The 22,372-nt window shown below is 62.4% G+C and carries 28 protein-coding genes; 6 read left to right on the plus strand and 22 right to left on the minus strand.

All coding sequences use genetic code 11. The features are described 5' to 3' along the window. Positions 1-29: 29 nt before the first annotated feature. Positions 30-320 carry a superinfection immunity protein gene (locus NKT35_RS07850; RefSeq protein ID WP_254300457.1) on the minus strand — a complete coding sequence of 97 codons (291 nt, stop codon included), beginning with the start codon at positions 318-320 and terminating at the stop codon, positions 30-32. 198 nt (positions 321-518) lie between these two features. On the opposite strand from NKT35_RS07850, the gene NKT35_RS07855 reads away from it, so the two are divergent. Genes NKT35_RS07855 through NKT35_RS07865 form a run of 3 tightly spaced genes read left to right on the plus strand, consistent with a single transcriptional unit; the run spans position 519 to position 2,530 of the window. Next, complete coding sequence (locus tag NKT35_RS07855; RefSeq protein WP_254300458.1) at positions 519-977, plus strand: GNAT family N-acetyltransferase; 459 nt, start codon at positions 519-521, stop codon at positions 975-977. A 27-nt stretch (positions 978-1,004) separates the two neighbouring features. Beyond that, positions 1,005-1,643 carry an alanyl-tRNA editing protein gene (locus tag NKT35_RS07860; protein ID WP_254300459.1) on the plus strand — a complete coding sequence of 213 codons (639 nt, stop codon included), beginning with the start codon at positions 1,005-1,007 and terminating at the stop codon, positions 1,641-1,643. Continuing rightward, complete coding sequence (locus tag NKT35_RS07865) at positions 1,640-2,530, plus strand: DMT family transporter (RefSeq protein ID WP_254300460.1); 891 nt, start codon at positions 1,640-1,642, stop codon at positions 2,528-2,530. The genes NKT35_RS07860 and NKT35_RS07865 overlap by 4 nt, the downstream gene beginning before the upstream one ends. A 66-nt stretch (positions 2,531-2,596) precedes the next feature. On the opposite strand, the gene NKT35_RS07870 is transcribed toward NKT35_RS07865, so the two are convergent. Together NKT35_RS07870 and NKT35_RS07875 are read right to left on the minus strand one after the other, a co-directional pair. Then, complete coding sequence (locus NKT35_RS07870; protein WP_254300461.1) at positions 2,597-3,646, minus strand: phage tail protein; 1,050 nt, start codon at positions 3,644-3,646, stop codon at positions 2,597-2,599. A gap of 199 nt (positions 3,647-3,845) precedes the next feature. Continuing rightward, positions 3,846-4,928 (minus strand): hypothetical protein, encoded by a 1,083-nt coding sequence (locus tag NKT35_RS07875; RefSeq protein WP_254300462.1) that lies wholly within the window; start codon positions 4,926-4,928, stop codon positions 3,846-3,848. 222 nt (positions 4,929-5,150) lie between these two features. Between NKT35_RS07875 and NKT35_RS24300 the strand changes: the two genes are divergently transcribed. Then, complete coding sequence (locus NKT35_RS24300) at positions 5,151-5,279, plus strand: hypothetical protein (protein WP_505190909.1); 129 nt, start codon at positions 5,151-5,153, stop codon at positions 5,277-5,279. A 65-nt stretch (positions 5,280-5,344) separates the two neighbouring features. On the opposite strand, the gene NKT35_RS07880 is transcribed toward NKT35_RS24300, so the two are convergent. The 17 genes from NKT35_RS07880 to NKT35_RS07960 all read right to left on the minus strand — a co-directional run bounded on the left by NKT35_RS07880 (position 5,345) and on the right by NKT35_RS07960 (position 18,649). Continuing rightward, positions 5,345-6,319, minus strand: a complete 975-nt coding sequence (locus NKT35_RS07880) for a phage tail protein (RefSeq protein WP_254300463.1) — start codon at positions 6,317-6,319, stop codon at positions 5,345-5,347. 290 nt (positions 6,320-6,609) lie between these two features. Then, a complete protein-coding gene (locus NKT35_RS07885; protein WP_254300464.1) occupies positions 6,610-7,194 on the minus strand; it encodes a YmfQ family protein in 585 nt (194 codons plus the stop codon). After that, positions 7,194-8,285, minus strand: a complete 1,092-nt coding sequence (locus NKT35_RS07890) for a baseplate J/gp47 family protein (protein ID WP_254300465.1) — start codon at positions 8,283-8,285, stop codon at positions 7,194-7,196. The genes NKT35_RS07885 and NKT35_RS07890 overlap by 1 nt, the downstream gene beginning before the upstream one ends. Further along, on the minus strand, positions 8,285-8,635 hold the full coding sequence (locus NKT35_RS07895; RefSeq protein WP_254300466.1) for a phage GP46 family protein: 351 nt from the start codon (positions 8,633-8,635) through the stop codon (positions 8,285-8,287). The genes NKT35_RS07890 and NKT35_RS07895 overlap by 1 nt, the downstream gene beginning before the upstream one ends. 57 nt (positions 8,636-8,692) lie before the next feature. Continuing rightward, positions 8,693-9,355, minus strand: a complete 663-nt coding sequence (locus NKT35_RS07900) for a phage baseplate assembly protein V (RefSeq protein WP_254300467.1) — start codon at positions 9,353-9,355, stop codon at positions 8,693-8,695. A gap of 11 nt (positions 9,356-9,366) precedes the next feature. Continuing rightward, a complete protein-coding gene (locus NKT35_RS07905; protein WP_254300468.1) occupies positions 9,367-10,413 on the minus strand; it encodes a phage baseplate assembly protein in 1,047 nt (348 codons plus the stop codon). Beyond that, on the minus strand, positions 10,397-11,704 hold the full coding sequence (locus NKT35_RS07910; RefSeq protein ID WP_254300469.1) for a DNA circularization protein: 1,308 nt from the start codon (positions 11,702-11,704) through the stop codon (positions 10,397-10,399). The genes NKT35_RS07905 and NKT35_RS07910 overlap by 17 nt, the downstream gene beginning before the upstream one ends. Further along, positions 11,704-13,512 carry a hypothetical protein gene (locus NKT35_RS07915; RefSeq protein ID WP_254300470.1) on the minus strand — a complete coding sequence of 603 codons (1,809 nt, stop codon included), beginning with the start codon at positions 13,510-13,512 and terminating at the stop codon, positions 11,704-11,706. The genes NKT35_RS07910 and NKT35_RS07915 overlap by 1 nt, the downstream gene beginning before the upstream one ends. A 136-nt stretch (positions 13,513-13,648) precedes the next feature. Beyond that, positions 13,649-13,990: a hypothetical protein gene (locus tag NKT35_RS07920; RefSeq protein ID WP_254300471.1), complete on the minus strand. Its 342-nt coding sequence runs from the start codon at positions 13,988-13,990 to the stop codon at positions 13,649-13,651. A gap of 8 nt (positions 13,991-13,998) precedes the next feature. After that, positions 13,999-14,373, minus strand: a complete 375-nt coding sequence (locus NKT35_RS07925; protein WP_254300472.1) for a phage tail protein — start codon at positions 14,371-14,373, stop codon at positions 13,999-14,001. 121 nt (positions 14,374-14,494) lie between these two features. Further along, the gene (locus NKT35_RS07930) at positions 14,495-15,919 is read right to left on the minus strand and encodes a phage tail sheath subtilisin-like domain-containing protein (protein WP_254300473.1); all 1,425 of its coding nucleotides are present in this window, start codon (positions 15,917-15,919) and stop codon (positions 14,495-14,497) included. Between the two features lie 77 nt (positions 15,920-15,996). Next, positions 15,997-16,686 carry a DUF1834 family protein gene (locus NKT35_RS07935; protein WP_254300474.1) on the minus strand — a complete coding sequence of 230 codons (690 nt, stop codon included), beginning with the start codon at positions 16,684-16,686 and terminating at the stop codon, positions 15,997-15,999. A 70-nt stretch (positions 16,687-16,756) separates the two neighbouring features. After that, positions 16,757-16,972 (minus strand): hypothetical protein, encoded by a 216-nt coding sequence (locus NKT35_RS07940; protein WP_254300475.1) that lies wholly within the window; start codon positions 16,970-16,972, stop codon positions 16,757-16,759. Positions 16,973-16,985: 13 nt separating this feature from the next. Beyond that, positions 16,986-17,183: a TraR/DksA family transcriptional regulator gene (locus NKT35_RS07945; protein ID WP_254300476.1), complete on the minus strand. Its 198-nt coding sequence runs from the start codon at positions 17,181-17,183 to the stop codon at positions 16,986-16,988. Further along, complete coding sequence (locus NKT35_RS07950) at positions 17,180-17,629, minus strand: hypothetical protein (protein WP_505190910.1); 450 nt, start codon at positions 17,627-17,629, stop codon at positions 17,180-17,182. Before NKT35_RS07950 ends, NKT35_RS07945 begins: the two co-directional genes overlap by 4 nt. Positions 17,630-17,807: 178 nt before the next feature. Continuing rightward, positions 17,808-18,179 carry a M15 family metallopeptidase gene (locus NKT35_RS07955; protein ID WP_254300478.1) on the minus strand — a complete coding sequence of 124 codons (372 nt, stop codon included), beginning with the start codon at positions 18,177-18,179 and terminating at the stop codon, positions 17,808-17,810. A 53-nt stretch (positions 18,180-18,232) separates the two neighbouring features. Beyond that, complete coding sequence (locus NKT35_RS07960; RefSeq protein WP_254300479.1) at positions 18,233-18,649, minus strand: Mor transcription activator family protein; 417 nt, start codon at positions 18,647-18,649, stop codon at positions 18,233-18,235. Between the two features lie 331 nt (positions 18,650-18,980). Between NKT35_RS07960 and NKT35_RS07965 the strand changes: the two genes are divergently transcribed. Both NKT35_RS07965 and gmhA read left to right on the plus strand, forming a co-directional pair. Next, positions 18,981-19,733, plus strand: a complete 753-nt coding sequence (locus tag NKT35_RS07965) for a S24 family peptidase (protein WP_254300480.1) — start codon at positions 18,981-18,983, stop codon at positions 19,731-19,733. A 55-nt stretch (positions 19,734-19,788) separates the two neighbouring features. Next, the gene (gene gmhA, locus NKT35_RS07970) at positions 19,789-20,376 is read left to right on the plus strand and encodes a D-sedoheptulose 7-phosphate isomerase (protein WP_254300481.1); all 588 of its coding nucleotides are present in this window, start codon (positions 19,789-19,791) and stop codon (positions 20,374-20,376) included. A 56-nt stretch (positions 20,377-20,432) separates the two neighbouring features. Here gmhA and NKT35_RS07975 read toward each other — a convergent pair whose 3' ends face one another. After that, positions 20,433-21,371, minus strand: coding sequence for an alpha/beta hydrolase (locus NKT35_RS07975; protein WP_254300482.1), 939 nt, complete (start codon positions 21,369-21,371; stop codon positions 20,433-20,435). Between the two features lie 85 nt (positions 21,372-21,456). Next, positions 21,457-22,332, minus strand: a complete 876-nt coding sequence (locus tag NKT35_RS07980) for an HD domain-containing phosphohydrolase (RefSeq protein WP_254300483.1) — start codon at positions 22,330-22,332, stop codon at positions 21,457-21,459. Between the last annotated feature and the right edge of the window lie 40 nt (positions 22,333-22,372).

Here is a 22,372-nt window from a genome sequence, read left to right on the forward strand (position 1 = left end):
TGGAGTGGGCGGGTCGCCGAGTCTCGCGCTCAGGCCAGATCGTCGCGTTTCAGGGCCAGGCCCATGGCGATGATCCACGGCAGAATCAGCCAGCCGCCCAGAATGTTCAATAAGGCCACTTTGCGCAGGCGCGGGCTTTTCACCAGCACGGCGGTGGCGGTGGGCACCAGATAGGCGCCGGCCATCGCCAGGACATCGCCCAGCCAAATGGCGGCATTCACCAGATCCGGCCGGTTTTGCCAACTGCCGACGCTCCACAACAGGATGGCCAGCGCCAATAGCGCGAACAGCAGGTATCTCAGCAGCGGCAGGGCATTCATGGCGGCGTCTATTGTATGGCAAACCCATATCGTGCGAGTTTTTCGCGCTGCTGGCAATGGCAAGTTAGACCCAATATCGGGTGGTTTCTGCTGTATATCTATCCATCATTGGCATTTGAATGCTGTTTGTATGCCAAATGCTTGTTTGGTTCGCTTGCTTTGTTTAGGCTGGGACTTTTCAGGTTTGGAGCACGGCGCATGCAGGCGATCATCGATAGCGATCCAGCCCGGCTGGAGCGGGACCGCATTTATCAGTATCTGTCGCAGCAATCCTATTGGGCGAAGGGCTTGCCGCGCGAGATTTTCGATCGTTCGGTCGAGCATTCGCTGTGCTTCGGCGCCTATGGCGAGGATGGCCGCCAGCTGGGTTTTGGCCGAGTGGTGACCGACTGCGCCACCTTCGCTTATCTGGCGGATATATTCGTCTGGGACGAATATCAGGGGCACGGCATTGGCAAGCAGCTGGTGGCGGGCATGCTGGCGCATCCAAAATTGCGCGATCTGCGGCGGATGATGCTGGCCACCGCCGATGCGCACGGCCTGTACGCGCAATACGGTTTTGCTGCATTGTCCAAGCCGGAGCGCCTGATGGAGCGTTTGGAGCAGGGCGTGTACCAGCGGCTGGCTGAGGAAGCGGCCGCCGCGCGGGGCGATTGAACCGAATAGCGCGTGGAGGCGGCAATCATGCGGAAACAGTTCTGGCAAGATCCTTATCAGACCGAGTTGCTCACACGCATCGCCAAGGTGGACGGCGAGCGGGTGTGGCTGGCATCCACCATTTTCTATGCTATTTCCGGCGGGCAGGAGAGCGATAGCGGCAGCATCGCCGGCCAGCGCGTGTTGCGGGCGGAAAAAGACGGGCAGGATATCGTCTACACCCTCGCGCCGGAGCATGGCTTGCGCGCGGGAGACGAGGCGCGGGTGGCGATAGATTGGCCGCGCCGCTATCGGCTGATGCGCCTGCACTTCGCCGCCGAGCTGGTGTTGGAAGTGATCTGCCAGATGGTGGACGGCGTGGAGAAGATAGGCGCGCATATCGCCGAGGACAAGGCGCGGATCGATTTCGCGCTGGATCAGCCCATCACGCCGTGGTTGGAGCGCATCGCCGTCGAGGCGCAGCGCTGGATTGACGCCGATCTGCCCATCGCCAGCGCCTTTTCCGACGAGGCGGCCGAGCGGCGTTACTGGGAGCTGCCGGGCTTCGCCCGTGTGCCCTGCGGCGGCACCCATCTGCAACGCAGCGGCGAAGTGGGGCGGATCGCGCTGAAACGCCGCAATATCGGCAAAGACAAGGAAAGAGTGGAGATTTACCTGGCATCATGATGATTTACGATCTCGCAGCTGTCGGCGCCGCCGGCTGCTGGGCGCTGGGCAGCATGCTCGGCGCCACGCCCTCCCGCCATTTTGGCCCCTTCGCCTTTACCCGTTTGCGGCTGAGTTTGCTGACCGCGCTGTTGGGCGGCTATAGCCTGTTGTCCGGCGGCTGGCACACGCTTGGCGCCGCCAGCGTCAGACCGGTGCTGTTGTCCGGACTGGCCGGCATATTTCTGGGCGACACGGTGATGTTCGCCTCGATGAACCGGCTCGGGCCGCGTCGCACCGGTCTATTGTTCGCCACCCATTCCGTTTTTTCAGTCCTGTTGGGCGTGTTGTTCCTGTCCGAGCGCCTGAGCGCGGCCGCGATGCTGGGCAGCCTGCTGGTGTTTGGCGGCGTGCTGCTGGCGGTGGCCTTCGGCCGGCGCGAGGTGGATGCCCATGTGTGGGAGCGCAACGACAAATTGGCTTCCGGCGTGGCCTTGGGCTTGGCCGCCGCCATCTGCCAGGCGCTGGGCACTTTCTTCGCCAAGCCGGCGATGGTCGCCGGGGTGGACCCGATTGCCGCATCGGCCTTGCGCATGGGCGTGAGCTGCGGCGCGCATTACCTGCTGTGGGGCAGCGGCCTGGCGTTGGCGAAAAGCCGCGGCGCGTATACCCCGCGCATGCTGGGCCAGACCGCGCTGAACGGGCTGGTGGCGCTGGGGCTGGGCATGACCTTGATCATGTTGGCCTTGCAGCGAGCCGATGTGGCGACGGTGGGCATTCTGTCGGCGATGAGCCCGGTGCTGATCCTGCCCATGCTGTGGTGGAAGCTGAAACGCCCGCCGCCGCCCTTGGCCTGGATAGGCGCGGCCCTGAGCTGCGCCGGCACCGCGCTGGTGGTGCTGCGCTGAGTCCTGCCATGCAAAAACCGCGCCGGTTGGGCGCGGTTTCACGTGGAACATGGCGATGGGGTTAGGTCAGCATTTGATGCAGGCGAGCAGGGCGACGTTGCGGGGGCGGGTGCCGCCGGCGATGAAGCAAAGATTGGAGTTCAGAGGACGATTACAATTGTTATCGACGGGTTTGCCAAAAGAATTTCCAGCATAAGCATTCAGTATCTGATTATAAGCATACCCTTTGAGCGTGCTTGCGTAGTCCTGATCCCGAATGGGGTCGGTCTGCATCGCGCGATTGAAATCATCGACTGTCGCATTATTTGAGTTGTTGCCTTCGACGACTAGATCTTGTAAGGCATCTGGGCCAATTGACGCAGTTTGCAGCGATGGGGCTTGCCAAGAGCCGAATGTTCTGCCCGGATCTTTGCCTGCATTCTTGATATCCCAACCACGAATAAACTCACCGCAAAGGTCAGGAAGCACGAAAGTCGAGGTCCCATCGCCGATGCCATAGAGTGTGCTTATTGCTGCAAACAATGCCGGGTAGTCCTTGCGGTTAACAGCCCGCCCATCGGCCACCAGCCAACCTGCAGGAGCATCTTTCATCGCAAAATAGGCCACCATCCCCGCTGGCGCGGCAGCATTCACTTGCGTGGCAGTCGCGCCATCGCTGATCCCATATCCGGCCAGCGTCGTGGCTTTGTCCGCTTTGTTTGCCAACTTGTTGGTGACGGTGGTGGAGAAGTTTTGGTCGCGGCCCAGAGCATCGGCCAGCTCTTTCAGCGTGTTCAAGGCATCGGGCGCACTGGCTACTAGGCTGTCTATCGCGGTTTTCAGGTCGCTCTTGCTGGCACCATCGGCAATGCCATAACCAGCCAAGGTGGTGGGTTTTTGGCTGCCGCCCCAGGCGATGTTTTGTACCGCTTGCAGCAATTGGTCCTTGCGAGATGGATCAGGATTTTGGCCGTTGCTCTTGATGACGGACAGCACCTCTTGCTGGGTGGATTGCACGGCGGATTGGACGCCATTCAACCACTCCGAGGTGACGATGGTGCCGAAATCCCCGGTGGCCGGGTTGCCGTCATGGAACAGGCCATCGGGGCTGGTAATCGATTTGAGCTGGTCTTGCATGAAAAGCGCCTCCCGCAGGTAAAGAGAAATCGGCCGCAGGGGCCGATGACAGATGTCGCTGATTGAGAATGGCGTTGATTGTGAAGGAGGGGGCAATGATGGTTCAGAGGAAGGATGTCAGTGCGTGACCATGATGAGGAGTAGCTGTCGCAAGGCGAACTTGTCGTGAACCACTCCTATCTGCATGGGGTATTAAGTCTTAGTACTTGATGCTTGCAAGTAAGGCAACTGAGCGCGGCTTAGTTTCATTGCCTCCGTATGGAGCTGTTTGTCCCCAGCCTGAGCCAGCGCCTCCGGCGACATCCGCAGCGCCTATGGTGCCTGCAGAAATAACTTTGCTGCCAAGTCCATGCTGGTGTAGCGCAATGTCCGAGTCTGCCCAGGTGCCAAATGGGCGGTTGACATCTACGTTGCGGCCATCATCCCAGCAGCGCTGGAACTCTCCCCGAACGTCATAGGCGAAGAAAGTATTGTCATCGTTGTCTGTAAAGGAAATAGAGCCTGCCATCCATTTTCCCGGGACGACCATCAGGCCGTTATGTATGGCCCAGGCACGTAACGCTGCATATTTCCCGGTAGCAAGTAATTTTTGAGGCCCACATTTGATGTAGCCAGGACGGGCTGTTGGCTGCGTGTCCAGCAGCAGGCTGCCTATCAGCGTGCTGGCGTATCCGGTGTAATTTGCTCCGTTGGCGTTGAATATCTGCCAAGTCATCACGCTGTTATAGCCATCATGCCAGATCGGGCCGATATCCTGAGTTGGCAGTGGCATATCCTGTGTCAGGCGAGTCATGGCATTGCTTATGCCATAACCTGCCAGTGTTCCGGCCTTGTCGGCTTTGCCTGCAAGCAACTTGGCGATGGATGACGCAAAGCTGGCGTCGTTTCCAAGCGCAGCGGCCAGTTCCTGCAAGGTGTTCAAGGCGCCTGGCGCGCCGGCGATCAGATTATTGATGGCGGTTTGCAGATCTGTTTTGCTAGCGCCGTCGTTAATGCCATATCCCGCCAAAGTAGTGGGTCTCTGGCTGCTGCCCCAGGCGATATTGCGCACGGCCTGCAGCAATTGGTCCTGGCGGCTGGGGTCGGTTTTCTGGCCGCTGCTTTGGATGACCGAGACTAATTCCTGCTGAGCGGATTGCAGCGCCGACTGGGTGGTTTGCATGCCGGTTTGCATGCTATTCAACCAGTCGGCGCTGACGATGCTGCCAAGCTCGCCGGTGGAGGGGTTGCCGTCGCGGAAAGTCTGGCTGGGGGTGCTAGAAGGTTGGATGGGGTCTTGCATGGTAAGCGTCTCCCGCAGGTAAAGAGAAATCGGCCGCAAGGGCCGATGACAAATGTCGCCGATTGAGAATGAGGGCGATTGTGCGGGAGCGCCTGTCCATCTTGCAGTGGACGGGTGTCAGTTAGGGTTGGATGGATCGCAACTTATCCTAATTGATCCTATCTTCTGTTATTTGAATAGAAAAACGGGGCGTGCAGATGTTGTGGTGGCCGAGAGGCTGGCATGGCATTGGTGATGAACCCGGTACTGCTCCTGCCCATGTTGTGGTGGAGGTTAGAACGCCAGCCGTCGCTGCCATTTGCCTGGATTGGCATGGTCTTGAGCGGCACCGCGCCGATGATGTGGCGCTGAGCCCAGTTATGTAAAAACCGCGCCGATTGAGCGCGGTTTCACGTGGAACAAGCGATTGGATCAGATCAGCATTTGATGCAGGCGAGCAGTGCGACGTTGCGGGGGCGGATGGATCTTATAAATCCCGAAGCGCTCGGGCAGCTCGTTGTTGTCGAGTTCACAAAGTGTAGATTTACCCCACTGGCCTGAGCGACTTCGTATCCAAGAGCAACTAAGTCATTTGATGACCAGTCTATAGCGCCCACTGTTTGAAGACCATCATCGTCAACTAGGATTTGTGACGAAATCTGAGTTGAGCCTATCTTTCGGTTAATGTCTACCCCTCTTCCCCTATCCCAACCTCGGATAAACTCCCCGCAGAGGTTGGGCACAGTAAAAGTCGTGGCTCCAACGACGTCATAGGTACTATTCAGCACAGCACCAAGTGCAGGGTAGTCTTTGCATGAGTAGCTTTTCCCATCGGCCACCAACCATCCTGCCGGGGCATCCTTCATCGCGAAATAAGCCACCATCCCCACAGGCGCAGCGGCATTGACTTGCGTGGCAGTCGCTCCATCGCTGATGCCATATCCAGCTAAAGTCGAAGCTTTGTCGGCCTTGCCGGCGAGCAGCTTGGCGATGGAGGCTGCAAAGTTGGAATCATTGCCCAGCGCGGCGGCTAGCTCCTGCAAAGTGTTCAAAGCGCCTGGCGCGCCGGCCACCACGCCGTCGATGGCGGTTTTCAGGTCACTCTTGCTGGCGCCGTCCGCAATGCCATATCCCGCCAGCGTGGTGGGCTTTTGAGTGCCGCCCCAAGCGATGTTCTGCACGGCCTGCAGCAATTGGTCCTGGCGGTTGGAATCGGTTTTCTGGCCGCTGTTCTGGATGACGGACACCAATTCCTGTTGCGCGGACTGTAGTGCGGACTGGGTGGTTTGCATGCTGTCTTGCATGCTGTTCAGCCAGTCGGCGTTGACGATGCTGCCAAGCTCGCCAGAGGCAGGATTGCCGTTGCTGAATTTCTGGCTAGGCGCGGGCAGGGGTTTGATCGGGTCTTGCATGGGGTGCTCCTGTTGAGGGATGGATGTTTGGGCGCGAGGGGATGACGCCACTTTCCAAGCGTTTTCCCGCGAGAGCGTGGGCTACGCGCTTGATGTGTCGCTGCTAAGGGGCTGGTGGCGAGATGTCCGGTGGACCGCTGTTAGCTGGGAAAGCGTGAAGGCTGGCGGTTGAACGGGAGGCCGAGGAAGGCTGGGGTGCAACGCAATGCCGAAGGTGGATTGGCTTGCCGGCGGGGATGGAGCTTGCGATGAGGGATCAAGATGCGGCCGTGTTGACCGCTCCGATGGGCCTAAGCCTGGTAGGCGAAATAGACGTAGGTGTGGGCGGGCTTGAGATCGTTGATGAGGTCTTCCAGCCTGGGGTCGCCGAAGGCAGTGAGCCGTTCGCCCGCCAACGATTGGCCGGCGCGGAAGCGGTAGGTTTGCATGCCCCCCTTGCTGCCGTGGACGGTGACGCGCCATTGCCAGATCACTTGGCCGGACCACACCTGCTCGCCGGCGCGGCCTAAGCCTGCGCGGAAGGGCTGTAGTTCGGAAATGTCGATATCGTAGCCCAGGCTTTTGGCCAGCTGGATGAAGTAGTTTTTCGACAGGCCGCCGGTTTCCGCCAGCTTGCCGCGCACGCTTTGCAGTCTTTGCTGATAGGTGGCGTCCGGCGGCGGCGTCAGGCCGCATATCCGCTCCCAGTCCGGCAGCAAAGGGCCGGGTTGCAGCGCCGTGACGGCGCCGGCCAGTTGCGTGGAGGATAACTGCGCGCGGTCCAAGGCCGCGCCTTCGGCGGAGAGTTCCGCGCTGAGCCGCGGCGCGTCCGGGCTATAGCTGGCGGGCGGCAGCAGCTGGCTCAGCAGCTCGCGGTTGGATGGGCTTGGCGTCATCACTGGCCTCCCAGCGGGCTGATGGCCACCTTGCCCAGCCGCAGCCACTCAACCTGTCCGGTGGACGCGGCGGAGACGTTGGCGGCGGGCGCGCGCAGCAGGCGGTCGCGCACGCCGGGCAGGTTGGAGATCAGCGTTTCCAGTTGGCTGCGGTACAGCGGTTTGCCTGGCTCCAGCGCGGCGAAGTGTTGGTTCAAGGCCTGATTGAGCTGGATAGTGAAATCGTTGAGGCTGACGCCGTCCAGCGCCACCGCCAGGTCCAAGTCGACGGGAACCGGCTTGGGCAGAATCACCCGGCAGGTCGCGGTGACCGGTTTTTTGTCCAGGATGGCGCGTTCCGCCGCGGCGCGGATGGCTTCCGAGGCCTCGGCCTGCACGCCGGTGACGGCCACCACCACCTGCCCCAGTTGCTTGGGATCGAGCGGCAGCACATAAGCGGCGCCGACGCCGTCCACTTCCATCGCCCAGCGGCGATAGTCGTAACGGTTGCCGCCAGCCGGGGGGCGGCGGATCAGCTCCAGCAGGCGGTCAAGCAGCGCCGCGTCGCTTTCCGGGTCGGCGCCGCCGTTCATCTTGAGCAAGGTCGCCGGGCTTCTGACACCGGATGGCGCTTGCATCAGTTCCACCGGCAAATTGTCCGGCTGGCTGCCGGTCGTGCCGGCCTGGCTGGCGAGAATGGGGACGATGGCCTGGCCGTTGGCGTCCAGGCGGTCCGGCGCGGGATTGCCTTGCGGGTCGGCCGCCTGGGTGACGTAGAGCTGGTCGCCGACGCGGACTTGCAGGCCGGCGGGGACCATCGCGCCCGCCTTGCCATCGATTTGCAGCCAGCCGGAGGCTGGGGTGGCCCCCTTGCGTGAGAGGCCGCGCAGCCGGGCGTGCTGTTCCAGATTATCGCTGTCGGCGGTGTCGGGGAAAATTTGGCGGGCGATCCAGCTCTGGTGCTGGTACAAGCCTTCCACGGCGCTGGCGGTGACGCTGGCGCGGACAAAGTTGTCGCTGTCGGGGGTAAGGGCCGCATCGGCGCGCAGGTTTTGCAGGTCGCGCAGCCAGGCGTCGCGCAGGGCGGCGAAATCGGGCGTGGACAGGGGCATCAGGCTATCCTCACTTGATGTTGGAAATGGCGGGTGCGGCCGCCGGCATCGGCGACCTCGATGTCGAGCAGCAGCCGGCCGGAGCCTGGGCGTTGCGACGACACTTGAATGCGGCTGGCGCGGCCGTCCTGCTGCAGCGGCTGCAGGGCCTGCTCGGCGTATTGGCAGGCCAGCAGGTCGATGCGGCTGCTGTCTTTGCTGCGGGACAGTTCGTGCAGGCGCGAGCCCAGCGTCGGGTCGGCCCACCAGCCGCCCAGCGGCGTCATCAGCCGCAGGTAGACGGCGTTGGCGAGGGTGTCGGTGGAGCCGCCGGCGTAGTCGCCGGTGAGGGGGTCGAGCAGGGGATCCATGGCTATTTTCCTGGAATGAGGTAGGGCGCGGCAGAGGACGCCGGTCAGTGGCGCGGCTTATTTGGGCGGGCTGGTCGGGCCGTTGGGCGCGTCGTGGGTGTGGCTAGCCAGGCTCTTGCCGCTGGCTTTGACATCGCCGCTGGCGTTCATCGAACCGCTCAGCGCGATGTCGCCGGTGACGCTGGCGCCGCTGCCGCCCTGGACGGCCAGGCCGCCGTTGCCGCTGATCTGGCCTTGCGCCACCAGCTGTTGGCTGGTTTGCAGCGTGGGGGTGGTGAAGGCGGCCTGCTTGCTGGCGTTGACTTGCAGACCCTCGCAATCCAGTTGCGCGTTCTTGCAGCTCAGATGGAAGGTATCGCAGCTAACTTCTATTATCTTGCCGCGTTTGAGCACGATCTTGCTGCCTTCGTCGCTATACAGGGCTACCTCGCCGGGTTGCAGCGATTGCAGGCGGTAGCTGCCGTGTTCGGTGGCGATCACCACGCTGTGGCTGCTGCGGCCGCCCAGCGGCAACACCATGGCCATGCTGCCGGGCGGCGGGTTGGAGGTGTAGCCGTAATGCTGGAACAGCTCGGCGTCTTGCAGCCGCTCGCCGGCCAGCGCGTCGGCCTGGGCCAGCTGCACGCCGCCGCCGCTGTCCACATGGGTGAGCGCGGCGCGGAAACCCTGGCGCACATTGCCCAGCGCGCGGCGGATGCGTTGATCGACTTCATGCCACATGGCGTTCTCCTTTAGTGCTTTCCGGCGCGCATGGCCGGAATCCAGCATTTGTCTTCTTTCAGTGTCAGCCGGGTGACGCTGCCGACGCCGCGGCCGCCTTCGAAGGTGCGCGCCATCAGGAAATAGACGCCGTTCAGGCCATGCGGCTCGCTTTCCACTTCGATGCGCTGGCCCGGCGTCCACAGCCGGCCGCCGCTGTCGCGGTGCCCGGCCACGGTGGCTGCGAGCGTGTAGCCGGCCAGCCGGGCGTCGGCCAGCATCTTGTCGGCGCGGGCGGCCAGCTCGGCCAGGCTGGCGGCGTCCGGCTCCACCTGGATGCGTGGTTTGTGGTAGCAGACATCGGAATCGAAACTCTGATGCCGCATGGCGTGGCGGCCGGGGGTCTGCGCCTGGCCATGGCCCTGGCCCAGCAGCGTCAGCTCGGAATAGCGCTGCGCGTGGGAACGGGTTTCGGCCAGGCTCAGCACATTGTTGCCCTTGCCGTCGCGGCGCAGGATCAGCCGCGCGGTTGGCGGCCGGCTGTAGTCTGGCCCGCCCACCACCAGGGTGCCGTCCGGGTCGAACCAGGCGGCCAGGCCGTTGATCTGGGCCGCGCGGCTCAGCACGTCCCAAGCGCTGGTTCCGGGGTCGACATTGGTTTTCTCGATCTGGCCCTTGGCCTTGGCATCGACGCGGATGCGGGAGATGCCCAGCGGCTTCACCACATTGTCCAGCACGTCTTGCAGCGTCATGCCTTTGGCGGTGAACAAGGGCGCGCTGCTATCGATCAGATGGCCGGCCAGGTCGCGCCCGGACAGGGCGAGCTGGTGTTCGCCGGCCGCCACGCTGTGGCTGATGTCGTCGATGCGGCCCAGCAGCACGGTTTCGCCGCCGACTTGCACTTTCACCATCGCGCCGGGCTCGACCTCGGGCGGGAACACGCCGCCGGGCAGACCCAGCGATACGTGCCAGCCGTCGGCGGCCATGGCCAGGTCGGAATCGATGGAGTAGTGCGTCCAGTCGCCGTGCTGGCGGCCGTTGATTTGCAGGCTGACGGCCTGATTAGCGGGCGTAGCCATAGACCAGGGTTCCTGCGCTCAGATGGTTGGGTTGGGGCAGCTGCGGATTGAGACGCAGCAGTTCCTCGGCGCGGCCGCTGTCGCCATACCACAGGTGAGCCAGCTGGCGCAGGCTGCAGGCGGCGTCCACTTTGCGTTTCAGCAGCGGCGGCTTGGCGGCGATCAGCGCGGCAGCGCCTTGCTGGACCTGCTGGCCCAGGGTGCGCAAGCCGTCCACCAACGGATAAGCGTCCTCGGGCGGCAGCGCGGCGCGCCATTGATCAATGCTGGTTTGCAGCGAGGAGCGGACATCGCCGGCGATCTCCTCCAGCGCCGGCGGCGTCAGCGTGGGCTTGCGGGTTTCTCCATCGAAGATGCCGGCGGCGGCGGAAGCGAGCTGAGTGGAGACATGCAGCTGCAGCATGGCGTCGATGCGGCGCTGGTCGTCGGACCAGACCGACAGCGAAGCGCCAGCGGCGAAGGGCCCGATGTTCTGGCGCACCGTCGCGGGCAGGTTTTCCACTCGGCGGCGCAGCGCCTTCCAGTCCGCCAGCGTGGCGGAAGGCAGCTCCGCCGCGGCTTTCAGCGCCGGCAGCGGGCCGATGTCCAGTTGGATGCCGAAGCGCCAATCGGCAAGCGAGTGAATCAATTGCCCGGCTTGGGCGACGAAGGCCTGAGGATAGGACAGCAAGTCGGTCGCCTGGGCCGCCGTCTGGTTGGCCATTTTGGCTAATTGTCCGACCGTGGCGGTGAGCTGCTGGCGCAAGGCGGCGACGCGGCCCAGCGCGCCCTGGGCGGTGGCGACCAGGCCCTGGGCTTTGGCGAAGGCTTCGCCGGCGATCTGGCGCAGCTTGTCCACTTGGCTGGAGATGGCATCCACCTGGGGCAGCGTTTTCTTGGCGGCGAAAAACGGGTTGCGGGGCGTGGCTTCCACCCAATTGACCTCCACTGTGCAGGAGTCCGGCGCGTCGGCGTCGTGGTGGATCTGATAATCCGTCACCAAGGCCTGCGGCATGCTGCCGAACACAGGGTGGATCAGCTCGCCCGGTCCGGCGGCATCCAGCGCGGCGACGAACTGGCGCAGCCGGCTTTGATAATCCTTGCCCCAGAACATGGCCGACAGCGAAACCTTGCGCGCCTTGCGGCCCAGATCCTCCACATCGGCCCCGTCCTTATACGGGTATTCATGCATGGCCTGGTCGCGCTGCGCGCTGTCGGCGCTTTTCAGGCAATCGAAGCGCACGCCGCGAAAACTGGCGTCCACTGGCGCGGGGGAGGCGCCGAGGCTGGCCGAAAGGTTGAGGCTGAACATCAATTCCTCCTTTGCTGTTTGCTGTTGGCGGCGTTGACGGCGGCGACGATATTGCCGTTCTGGACGTCGACGGTGATGTGGAGGGGTTGGTGGAATTGCGTAATGGCTGCCGAGAACTGATTGACCAAGGCCTGGAGTTGGGGCAACAAAGATGCCGCAGTGCCATCCCCTTTGCCTTTCGGCGGCAGGGGCGGCGTCTTGGCTGCTGCGGGCTGGGGCGCCGTCGGTTTGGCGACGGCCGGCGGGCTCGCAGCGGCCATGGCGCTTGTTTTCGATTGCTGGGCCAGCGCGGCCGAAGCCGGTTTGCTGGCTGCTGTTTGCTTATTGTCTATTTTGTTGCCCAGCATGGACCCGGCCTTGTCTCCCAAGGTTTCGCCCAGCCATCCTCCTAGCGCGCGCCCTGCCATGGTGCCTAAAGCGACTCCGACAGGTCCTCCCAGCATGCCGATTGCGCCGCCCACGACGCTGCCGATGGCGGAGCCGCCGAGATTGCCTAGCTGTCCGCTGACGGCGCGTACTTTATTGCCGATGGTTGCGTTGGGATCGGTCAGCATTTGGTAGGCGCCGATGGCGCCAGTGGCAAGCCCGAGCACGCCTGAGGCTTTGCCTGCCATCTTGAGGCCGCCTTTCAGAACGCTGCCTAGCACGCCGCTCGATTTCTTCAGCGCGTTGCCGCCGGGGCCGGCCAGGCTACGAAGCTTGTCGGGCAGACTTTTGCCGGATTGAACGGTTTTCTGAAGGAATCCTTTGGTTTTGGTCGCCAGTTTGCTGAAGATGCCTGGACTGCTTCCTGATGTGCTTGCGCGGCTGGGCGTGGAGGCCCGAGGCGGCGGCGAGGCTTGAGCGGGTTTGGCCGGAGACGACTTTTGAGCGCGGGAGTTGGCAGTTTTTGCCGTTGAGGGGGACTTCTTGGAGGCGGGAGTGTTGCTGGAGCCCTTGCCTTTCTTACCGCTGGATTTGGATGGAAGGGAGGGCGGCGAGGCATCGGCTCCGCGCGTAAGCTTGCCAACGATGGAAACGACACCCGCTAGCGCAGAGCCGAATGTCAGCAATGCGGCGGCGCAGTCCAGCAATGGGGCGACGATTTCACTGTAATTGGCCTTCTGGTCGCCAAGTATTTGGCTGGCTTTCTTGTTCTGCTCGCTGTTCGCCAGCGCGCTTTGCTGGCTTTGGTCCTTGAATTGGGCGCTTTCCCGCATCATTTGGACATTGTTGTCGTAACGATTCAGATTCTCTTGGCTTACGCCGGTCTTCTCTACTTTCTTCAGCAAGTCCGGCAGCCACTTGCTTGCATCATCGGGATGATAGTCGCTAGGCTTGGCGGCGGCTTCAGCCAAGGCAAGCCGCAGGTTCTTGTTGATTTTGTCGGCGTCGGGCGCTTGCGTCGCCTGGTCTTTTTCGTTCTTTTTATCGCCGCCTGATGCGACGGCGGCCTCGGCGAGCTTCTGCGCGCTGACGCCTAGCGCCTGCCCGCCGTTGACCAATTGCGGCAGTATCTTTTCGGCATCATTGAGCTTGATGCCATTCTGTAACAGCGTGGTCAGGGCTGCCGCCGCATCATCTCTGCCGCCGCCGGCGGAAACGATGATTTTGTCCAGCTGCTCCATGCCTTGTTTTCGCCCAGACATATCGCGTTCAGGGAAGGCAAGGTTCGCGAGCTGGCGCAATTGGTGATCGGCGGCATCGGCCTTGCGCGCCATATTGACCATGCTATCGCCGGCTTTTTTAGCGTTTTCCGGCAATTTACCAAGCTGCTCCGCTGCGTCTTTGCTTGTCGCCCAGGCGCTTTCCTGTTCTTTTCCTGGCATCTAACCATCCTTTCAATTTTGAAAAACAGGCGTCCCTGTCACCCCATCGTGGCGACGAGGGACGCTTGCAAGCGGTTTGCGGCTTGTAGATAACCGTCCAGCTCAGACTCTGTCAGCTGTCTGATCTGGGGTTCGGTCAGACCGTAGCGGCCGAGGAGGAGGATGGCTTCGCGGTAGTCGGAGAGGCGTTTTTCGCGTTTATCCGCTTTTTTTTAAGCGCATTGCGCATGTCGATCAGCAGTTCGAAGTCATCGTCCACCAGATTCGCCGACAGGAAATCGGTAGTGATGGCCTCCGCCGGCATGTCGCCTAGCTTGGTCAGGCAGCGCGCGGTCAGCGCCAGATTGAATAGAAGGTTGGAGTCGGCGCCGACTTCATCGATGGCGGCGATGCTGTCCGCGACCATAGGCAGCCGCAGGTCCACGTCATAGTGCATTGCGCCTTGGTACTCCACGCCATAGCGCAGGCGTGCTTGCATGGTCTTCATCATTCCACCACCTTCCGCAGCGACATCAGCTTGATATCGCGGCGCGCTTCATTCTCTACGCCGTACTTTTCGCCGACTTCCAAGCTGAAGCAATCCAGATAGCTGGTGCGCTTGCCGCCCGGGGCCAGCGGGAATTCGGTCAGTTTGGCGCCTTCTATCGCCTCCCAGTCCAGATCGCCGGTCAGCGGAATGGACACCGTGACCGACAGGTCATACTCGGTAACGCCGCGGGCGAAGCCTTTGGCGCGGCCGCTGGAGTTCATGGTTTTCACCAGCTTGCGGCCGGTTTTGCTGCTGACATTGAGGTCGATGACGTCGATTTCCTGGCCGTTGACTTCCAGGATGATGGAACCTACGTATTCTTTGAGAGCCATGAGACTTTCCTTTTGGATTCGGGAGGGGCCGGTCGGGCATAGGCCTGGCCGGTGGGGATGTCGCGTTCAGTGGGGGCCAGACGGCGGGGCGTTTGCGGCGCTGCCGTCTGGCCGCGTTGGCTTACAGCAGAAGGTCGATGCGGCCGGCGAAGATGTGCAGGCCGTTGACCACGTCTACCGGGATCTTGGCGTCCAGACGGTTGGCGTCCTGCAGATCGCGTTCGACGATCAGGCCGGCCTTGTTGGCGTCCACCTGTTCGATGATTTCCAGCTCTTCCAGCTTGTACAGCACGTCCAGGAGCTCGGAGCGGACCTTGGACGGCGTGCGGTCGGACAGTTTTTCGCGCGGGAAGCGCAGGGCGATGCGTTCGCGGCAGGCTTTGCGCACATAGTCCAGGGTGCGGATGGTGGTGATGTCCAGCAGCGAGACATCGTCCACGCCTTGCGCATCCTTGGTATAGGTGCTGAGGGCGCGCACGATCTGCACGCGGTTGCCGGCGGAGACTTCCAGCGGGGTGAGGCCGTTGTAGAGCGCGTTTTCCTGCTCGGTGCGAGTGGTGCGGGAGGACAGGTCCACCACGTCCAGGCCCGGCAGCTCCAGCGTGTTCAACGGGCGGGCCGGATCTTCCTCGCTGGCGATCACGGCGGCGTAAGCGGCGGCGATGTCGCTGGGCAGTTTGACCGAGCCGCGATACCAGGCGGCGGTGATGCGGCCGCTATCCAGTTTTGCGGCGATCGTCGAGGCGTCGGCCAGCGCGCCGGTGGCGGCGATCACGCCGATGGCGCCGCGTTGTTCCAGCGGACCGGACACGAAGTCCAGATGGGTGCGCAGCGCGGTCAGGGCGGCATCGTTGGTGTACGGATTGGCGATGATTTGGTGGCCGCCGCTGGCTACCGCGGCCAGCGCCGGGGCGATGTCCGGGTCGCCTGCGCCGCCCTTCATCGGCACGACGGTCACGCCCAGGCCGGCGATCTGTTCTTGAACCTTCACCACGATGGCGTTGCCCAGGCTGCCCTTGTTGCGGGCGGTGAGGGTCAGCACTTCTTTGGCTGCGGAGGCTACGATCGGCAGGTCGGTCAGCTTGGACAGCGCGGTTTGCACATTGGCGGCGATCTTGGCTTGGTCGTCGCCGGCGGCTACGGCCACGTCGATGCGGACCGTGCCGATGAACACGCTGAGCAAGCCCGCGGACGTGGCCGGGCCGCTGAAGGTCAGAGTGCCGGATGCCGCGATGCCGGCCGCGTTGTCATCGACGGCAACCATGGTCAGTTGCAAATAGGGGTTGGCGTTGATCGCGGCGCGCGCCATCAGGTGGGCGATGGAGCCGCGGCCGAAGGCCTGGGCGGCTTGTTCGTCGCTGAAAATATCAATCGCGGTCAGCGCCAGCTGATTGGCGGTGTCGGAGAAACGCTGGCCGATGGCCAGGACGCGTTGCGGGTTGCCCGGCAGCGTGCGCACCGCCAGCTTGGTGTTGAACTCGAAGTACTTGCCCGGCTTGCGGATCGAGGCCGGAATTTGGTCGAAGCTGATGTTGGGGCTGGCCATGAGGAAAGACTCCTGGTTTGGCGGTTGGGAAGATGGCCGCGCCGGACGGCGCGGCGAGAGGGAAATAGGCCGACGCGTCAGTTTTTGGGCGCGTTGACGGTGTCTTGCGTCTTGGCTGCTGCGGCGCCATCGAGGCTGTAGTTGAGCTGCACGCTTTGGGCTGGCTTGGCCGGGTCCTCCAGCTTGCCGCCGAAGGCGCGGAACAGCGCGTCCGGATCGGCATCGGTTTGCGGCGCCGGCCAATGGCCGTTATCCAGCGCCTCGTCCAGCCAGTAAGTGCTGAAGTCGCAGGCCACCAGGCTCCAGGGCTGTCCTTCGCGGGCGGCTTGCCCCAAGGGGCGGACTTTCTCCGGCACCAGCGGATTGACCGGCAAGCCAAAATCTTGCGACACCAGTAGCCGGCGCGCGGCGTAGACCAGTTGCCAGACGCCGGCGCCGGCGTAATTGGCGTCGGTCTGCAGGCGATCGCCTACGATGACGGTAAACAGCGCATTGGCCTTGTAGCGCAGGCGCTGGCTGTTGTGCGGCTGGCTGGAGGTGATGCCGCCTGCCACGGTCCATAAGGCAGGCAATCTCGCCAGCGCTTGCGGATTGATGGTGGGGCTGGATTGGCCCGGGGTGAGCCGGCTGGCGTAATCGCCGTGGGCCAGCTGCAAGCCGCACAGGCCGGTTTCATCCAGATCGGCCGCCACTTCGCGCACCATCCGGCCCATGCCCTGTCGCAGGCGGTCGGAGATGGCGGATTGCAGGGTGATCAGCATGGACATTGAGTTTTCCTTGCGGGAAGGGATGGGGGAAGTGTGGCGGACGCCGGGGAGAGAAGGCAGTTGAGCGGTGTCAGTGGATCAGGCGTTTGAGCAGTTCGCCGGCCAGGGTGACCAGCAGGGCGGAAAGCGCGCCGGAAACGGCGCCGCTTTTGGCGGCTTGCACTTCGACATCGCGCAGGCGGCTGTCCAGTTCTTCCAGTTTCTTATCTTGTTTGGCCAGGTGGGCGACGATCATGTCGAGCTTGCCCTCTATCCGGCCCAGGGCCATGAGATTGTCGTGTTCCACGTGAAACCTTTCGTCAGCGCTCGGCTGCTTGCTGGCAGATGACGCAGCGGGTGCTGTGCGGCACCGCGGCGCGGCGAGCGGCGGGAATGGCATCGCCGCAGTCTTCGCAGTGGCTGAGTCCGGCTTGTTGCAGCTGCCGGAAATGCTTGGCCAGGGCTTGTTCGCGAAACTCGATCTCGAGCTCGCTGGCGCGATCGAAAAAGTCGGTCATGGATGAGGCTCCGGGGGAGAGAAAAGCTGTCTCAGCGCGATGAGGCGCTGCTCGAGCTGTTGGCACCAGACGCCGTAGTCGGCGGCATGGGCGAGGAGGTCGGCTGCCGGTAGCCCGCTTGCGGGGCCGGCGGCTTGGGGGGAATTTCCAGCAGCAAGGGGCTGGGCGCCGGGCAGATCGGCTGAATAACCGAGGAGCTGGCGGTAGAGGCGCAAGCTGTCAGGGCCAAGGCCGGTATAACGAGGGCCATCTTGTGTAATGACATGGTCTATCCTTTGCGCGGCAAGGCGCTGCTGTTGTTGCAAGGCGTGCTGTTGACGCAGCAGTTCGGCTTCCAATTGGTTGATGCGCTGCTGCCATTTCTGCTGAGCGAGCAGGGCCTGGGCCTGCTGATGCTGCAGGCTTTGGCTATGCTGGGCTTGCAAGATGGCGATGCGGGTTTGCATCTGGTTTTGCCCGTCGTGCGCGCCATGTCGCCAACCCGCGTAATAGCCGCCGCTGGCGGCAAGCGCGGGCAACAGCAGCCGGATGGCCAGCCTCGAAAAAGGAAGGGGCATAGTGGGCTCCGTCAATGGATATGTTCATGGAATGAAAAGATGCCAATGCGGTACTGGCGGGCGCGCCTCAGCCTTCTGGAGGCGGCAGCTCGAAGTGCGCGAGCTCCGGCCACGGGCTTTCTGGATGGCCATGCCAGTGCAGGCCCAGATCCTGTCCTATGTCTGCCATGAGCAGCCAATGCGGATGATCCGGGTAACGGACCGGCTTGCCGGCGGCCAGGGGGACGACATCGAAGGCTTGCGCGGCGGGCGAGCCGAACAGCATGGCGTTATGGGCCGACTCGCCGGGCCGGGCGTGAGTCAGGATGGGGCCGGGCAGCGTGCGGCCGAATTGGTATAGCCAGGCTTGCTCTGCGGCGGAGCGCCAAGTGCAGACGAGCAGGGGATCGAGTCCATGATCGCGGCACCGGCGCAGAAATGCCTCGGCGAGAGGTTGCAACCGCGGATGCAAGTCGGAAAGAGCGCGGCTGGCGATGATGTTCTCCTTGGCGGCTAGTGCGTGATGCTTTGAGTCGGCGTCTTCAGTACGCGCCAGATCATGCGGTCGCTGAGGTGGTAGCGCATGGCCAGCACGCTGACAGACTCGTTCGCGCCCAGGCCTTCAATCAACAGGGCGTCGAAGTCGTGGATCAGTTGTTGGTTGCGGGCTTGCCGCAGCGCCTGGCTGCAACGCGGGATATACAGGATGTCCCCGCCGAAGTGCTGGGTCAGCTGCTCCGCCGCGTCTTGGCCGATGACATCCACCAGCGCGGCAAAGCGTAGTTGGCCGGCCTTGCTTTGGTTCTTGGAAAAGGGCAGCGTGGTGCCGCCCAGCGCCTGAACCAGTTGAAGAGTGCGCGGCATGCCGATCAATTGGGCGACCAGCTGCATGGTGTGGGGCAAGGCGGGCAGGGCTTGTTTGGTATTCATCGCCGGAACTCCTGTAATCTTCGCTTGTTTCGAAGACTTTTAGTTCTAAATTAGTTATAATTCGCCAAGGTGCCAAATCGACAGGCAAAAAATTGCGTCGGCACAATTTGGAACGCACTTAAACAAAAACAACTAGAATTAATTCTAAAATATAGGGTTAAACTGTTTTGTAGAACTGATTGAGCAGTGTTGCAGCCATTTTATTCGGGTATTTAGAACCGTACAAGCGATGACGTGTCACTACCGATGTCAGTTCCATTAGACAATATGACAAAAAAATAGTACTCTGGAGCGTCGCGCCAGGCGTGCTTGCTTACTGAGGGAGTTCTAAATGGAAGGCGCTCTGCAGCAAACGGAGTTTCGGCAGCGACTGGAGCTGCTGATCGGCTTGGAAAAGCCCTATGCCTGGGCTGCCCGGATCGGGATCAACAAAGGCTCCTTTACCAATATGTGGTACAAGGGCGGAGTGCCCCGGCAGGCGACGGCGCGGCGGATCGCGGACAGCTGCGATGTCCGGTTTGAATGGCTGATGTTTGGCGAAGGCGCGATGCGCGATGCCGCGCGCGCGCGCGAAGAACCGCGGCGCGAGGAGCCCGTGGCAGCCGATTTAGAACGACAACAGGATAAGATCCCGGAATATTTTGTACCGGCGGATGTCGGACAAGAGTTCTGTTTTATTCCCAGATATAACTTGAAGGCCTCGGCCGGCTTTGGTTCCAATGGCGATGATGAAAGACCAATGTTCTATATGGCATTTCGTCGCTATTGGGTAAAGAACTACCTGAACGCCTCGCCCAGCGACCTGGTGGTGATCAGCGTCAAGGGCGACAGCATGAGCGGCGTGCTGGAGGATAGGGATACGATTCTGGTGAATACGGCGGAAAGTTCGCCGGGAGAAGGCTTGTTCGTGATCCGGATCGGCGACGATATCTTTGTCAAACAATTGCAGCGCCTGCCTGGCGGCGCGGTGCAAGTGAAAAGCGCCAATCCCTTGTATGAGTCGTTCACTGTGGACCTGGGCCGCTCCGCCGGCGAGTTCGAAGTGATAGGCCGCGTGGTGTGGTTTGGCCGGCAGATCGGGTGAGCGCCGCGGGGCTTGCAGGGTGTAAACTGTCCGCTTGTTAGAAAGGCAGATCCGTATGAAGCAATTTATCCATGCCAGTCTCAGCGAGGCGAAGTCCGCGCTGGACCAGTTGTTGGCCAATCCGGCGGCGCTGGATGAGGTGGCCAAGGCCGCCGACGCGATCATTGCGTCCCTGTCGGCTGGCGGCAGGGTGTTTTCTTGCGGCAATGGCGGCTCCATGTGCGATGCGATGCACTTTGCCGAAGAGCTGACGGGGCGCTACCGCAATAACCGTCGCGGCATGGCCGCCATCGCCATCAGCGACGCCAGCCATATCAGCTGCGTGGCCAATGATTTCGGCTACGACGAAATTTTCGCCCGCTATCTGGAAAGCCATGCCCGCGAGGGCGATGTGCTGTTGGGGCTGAGCACCAGCGGCAATAGCCGCAACATCATTCGCGCGGCCGAAACGGCGCGCGAAATGGGGGTGAAAGTCATCATTCTGACAGGGCGCGCCGGCAGCAAGCTGGAGCCTTTGGCCGATGTCTATGTCAATACGCCGGGCGGCCAGTACGCAGACCGGGTGCAGGAGCTGCACATCAAGGTGCTGCATATCCTGATCGAGCTGGTGGAGCGTCATTTCTGCCCGGAAAACTACGCTTAGTTTCCCGCTTGGCGAACAGCCGCCCTAGCTGACTCAAGTCAGCCGGGCGGCTGTTTTCATTGAGGATTCAGGAATTCGCCGATGCGCCGGTATACCAGGTCGCAGACCTCCGGCACCAGGTTTTGCATGTTCAGGAAGGCATGGATCTGATCGTCCAGATGCAGCGACTCCACCGCCACGCCGGCACCACGCAACTTGTCGGCGTAGCGCAAGCCTTCGTCGCGCAAGGGGTCGAAGCCGGCGGTGATCATCAAGGTGGCGGGTAGTTTGGCGCTGAACTCGCCGTAGAGCGGAGAGACGCTGCGGCGATCTTCCGCATGCTGGAAATACTGGTCGAAATACCAGGCCGTTCTCGCCTTGGTCAGGAAGAGCCCTGTTGCATTTTCGTCAACGGACGGCTGGCTCAAGGTGTAATCGGTGCAAGGATAGACCAGCACCTGGCGCGCAATCTCCAGCGCGGCGTCGTGCTGCGCCAGGCGGCTGACGCTGCTGGCCAGCGCGCCGCCGGCGGAATCGCCGGCCAGGGACAGCTTGCGGACATAGGGCAGCCCACGCTCGTCCAATACGCCCCACACGCCTTTGGCCGCGCCATAGGCGTCACGCAAGCCGGCGGGATAGGGGCTTTCCGGCGCCAGCCGGTATTCCACTGCGACGACGATGTGCTGGCTAGCCGCGGCCAGGCGGCGATTGATGGCGTCGTAGACGCTGACGCCGCCGACCATATGGCCGCCGCCATGCAGAAACAGCAGCACGGGCAGCGCCTGCTCGGGCGCGGGATGGTAAATCCGCACCGGAACCGGATACTCGGCTGACAGGATCAGGTCATCGTTGACCCATTCGATCGCGGGACCGGCGGGCACAAGCTCGCGGGTGAGTTCCGCCAGCGCCTCGCGCGCGCCGATGGCGGTGGGTTTATAGCCGGCGGCGAGCTTTTGTTCAACCTGCCGGTTGAATTCGGCCAGCCATTCGGCCAGCCTGGGGTGGAGTTGACGCATCTTCGTTTCTCGTTAAGGAATGGGCGCGGATGAATGGCATAAAATTATACCTTTGTCATTTTGCGCGCAATCGCGCGCGCCAGCCTCAACCAAACAATAAATCCAATAAACCCGGCTTGCTGCGGCTATGCAATTGCGGGCTGTGCAGCAGCAGGTCGTCGATCAGCGCGCTGTCGGCATGCGGCTGCCTGGCCAAAACCGCATCGGATTTGCCGCTGGGCGCCAGAGACAATTGGCCGCCGTCTCTTCGCAGCCGATAACCGCTGGAGCATGCCGGGCAGAAGATTTCGGCGCCGTCGGCGGCGCTGCTCGGCACGGCGATGATGGGGCCGCACGCCAGGCAAGACTGCATGGGGATGCCTGGCTCGCTATGGCCCAACACATGCTCCAGGCGGCCGCGATGCGCCAACTGGATGAAATGATCGCCCAGCTCGGCGTCGAACTGGCTGCCCAGGCGGTCTTGGATGATGGCCAGCGCCTGGGCGGCGGGCATGCCTTTGCGATAGGGCCGGGTGCTGGTCATCGCGTCGAAAGCGTCGGTCAGGCCGACGATGCGCGCCACCAGCGGGATGTTCTTGCCGGTCAGCCGCTGCGGATAGCCATTGCCGTCCGGCGTTTCGTGATGGCACAGCACCGCGTCCAGCACCAGTTCGGCCAAGGGGTGGTCTTTCAGCAATTCCGCGCCGACGCGCGGATGGGTCTTGATCACCGCGTACTCTTCATCGCTGAGCTTGTCCGGCTTGTTCAGCACCGCGTCGGGCACGCCTATCTTGCCCAGATCGTGCAGGAAGCCGCCGAGCGCGATTTTTTCCACTTCCGCTTGCGGGAGCTGCAGCGCTTCCGCCAGCAGATAGCTGTATCGCGATACGCGCCATAAATGGCCGCCGGTATAGGCGTCTCTCGCCTCCACCAGCATGGCCATGGTGTACAGGGTCTTCAGCATGTCTCGACTGGCTTGCATTTCAACCTCGTCCGGACGTGGGTTCATTTTCACTATGGCA

This window comes from Chromobacterium sp. IIBBL 290-4 (genome assembly GCF_024207115.1).
Lineage (GTDB): Bacteria > Pseudomonadota > Gammaproteobacteria > Burkholderiales > Chromobacteriaceae > Chromobacterium.

Coding starts and splice junctions, on each gene's coding strand:
- NKT35_RS07930 (WP_254300473.1), bottom strand. CDS start 15,919: ATGGCCAGCCCCAACATCAGCTTCGACCAAATTCCGGCCTCGATCCGC.
- NKT35_RS07895 (WP_254300466.1), bottom strand. CDS start 8,635: ATGGATCCCCTGCTCGACCCCCTCACCGGCGACTACGCCGGCGGCTCC.
- NKT35_RS07860 (WP_254300459.1), top strand. CDS start 1,005: ATGCGGAAACAGTTCTGGCAAGATCCTTATCAGACCGAGTTGCTCACA.
- NKT35_RS07945 (WP_254300476.1), bottom strand. CDS start 17,183: ATGACCGACTTTTTCGATCGCGCCAGCGAGCTCGAGATCGAGTTTCGC.
- NKT35_RS07855 (WP_254300458.1), top strand. CDS start 519: ATGCAGGCGATCATCGATAGCGATCCAGCCCGGCTGGAGCGGGACCGC.
- NKT35_RS07910 (WP_254300469.1), bottom strand. CDS start 11,704: ATGTTCAGCCTCAACCTTTCGGCCAGCCTCGGCGCCTCCCCCGCGCCA.
- NKT35_RS07960 (WP_254300479.1), bottom strand. CDS start 18,649: ATGAATACCAAACAAGCCCTGCCCGCCTTGCCCCACACCATGCAGCTG.
- NKT35_RS07915 (WP_254300470.1), bottom strand. CDS start 13,512: ATGCCAGGAAAAGAACAGGAAAGCGCCTGGGCGACAAGCAAAGACGCA.
- NKT35_RS07935 (WP_254300474.1), bottom strand. CDS start 16,686: ATGTCCATGCTGATCACCCTGCAATCCGCCATCTCCGACCGCCTGCGA.
- NKT35_RS07890 (WP_254300465.1), bottom strand. CDS start 8,285: ATGCCCCTGTCCACGCCCGATTTCGCCGCCCTGCGCGACGCCTGGCTG.
- NKT35_RS07950 (WP_505190910.1), bottom strand. CDS start 17,629: ATGCAAACCCGCATCGCCATCTTGCAAGCCCAGCATAGCCAAAGCCTG.
- NKT35_RS07900 (WP_254300467.1), bottom strand. CDS start 9,355: ATGTGGCATGAAGTCGATCAACGCATCCGCCGCGCGCTGGGCAATGTG.
- NKT35_RS07920 (WP_254300471.1), bottom strand. CDS start 13,990: ATGCAAGCACGCCTGCGCTATGGCGTGGAGTACCAAGGCGCAATGCAC.
- NKT35_RS07885 (WP_254300464.1), bottom strand. CDS start 7,194: ATGACGCCAAGCCCATCCAACCGCGAGCTGCTGAGCCAGCTGCTGCCG.
- NKT35_RS07980 (WP_254300483.1), bottom strand. CDS start 22,332: ATGCAAGCCAGTCGAGACATGCTGAAGACCCTGTACACCATGGCCATG.
- NKT35_RS24300 (WP_505190909.1), top strand. CDS start 5,151: ATGGCATTGGTGATGAACCCGGTACTGCTCCTGCCCATGTTGTGGTGG.
- NKT35_RS07975 (WP_254300482.1), bottom strand. CDS start 21,371: ATGCGTCAACTCCACCCCAGGCTGGCCGAATGGCTGGCCGAATTCAAC.
- gmhA (WP_254300481.1), top strand. CDS start 19,789: ATGAAGCAATTTATCCATGCCAGTCTCAGCGAGGCGAAGTCCGCGCTG.
- NKT35_RS07925 (WP_254300472.1), bottom strand. CDS start 14,373: ATGGCTCTCAAAGAATACGTAGGTTCCATCATCCTGGAAGTCAACGGC.
- NKT35_RS07880 (WP_254300463.1), bottom strand. CDS start 6,319: ATGCAAGACCCGATCAAACCCCTGCCCGCGCCTAGCCAGAAATTCAGC.
- NKT35_RS07875 (WP_254300462.1), bottom strand. CDS start 4,928: ATGCAAGACCCCATCCAACCTTCTAGCACCCCCAGCCAGACTTTCCGC.
- NKT35_RS07850 (WP_254300457.1), bottom strand. CDS start 320: ATGAATGCCCTGCCGCTGCTGAGATACCTGCTGTTCGCGCTATTGGCG.
- NKT35_RS07865 (WP_254300460.1), top strand. CDS start 1,640: ATGATGATTTACGATCTCGCAGCTGTCGGCGCCGCCGGCTGCTGGGCG.
- NKT35_RS07870 (WP_254300461.1), bottom strand. CDS start 3,646: ATGCAAGACCAGCTCAAATCGATTACCAGCCCCGATGGCCTGTTCCAT.
- NKT35_RS07965 (WP_254300480.1), top strand. CDS start 18,981: ATGGAAGGCGCTCTGCAGCAAACGGAGTTTCGGCAGCGACTGGAGCTG.
- NKT35_RS07905 (WP_254300468.1), bottom strand. CDS start 10,413: ATGGCTACGCCCGCTAATCAGGCCGTCAGCCTGCAAATCAACGGCCGC.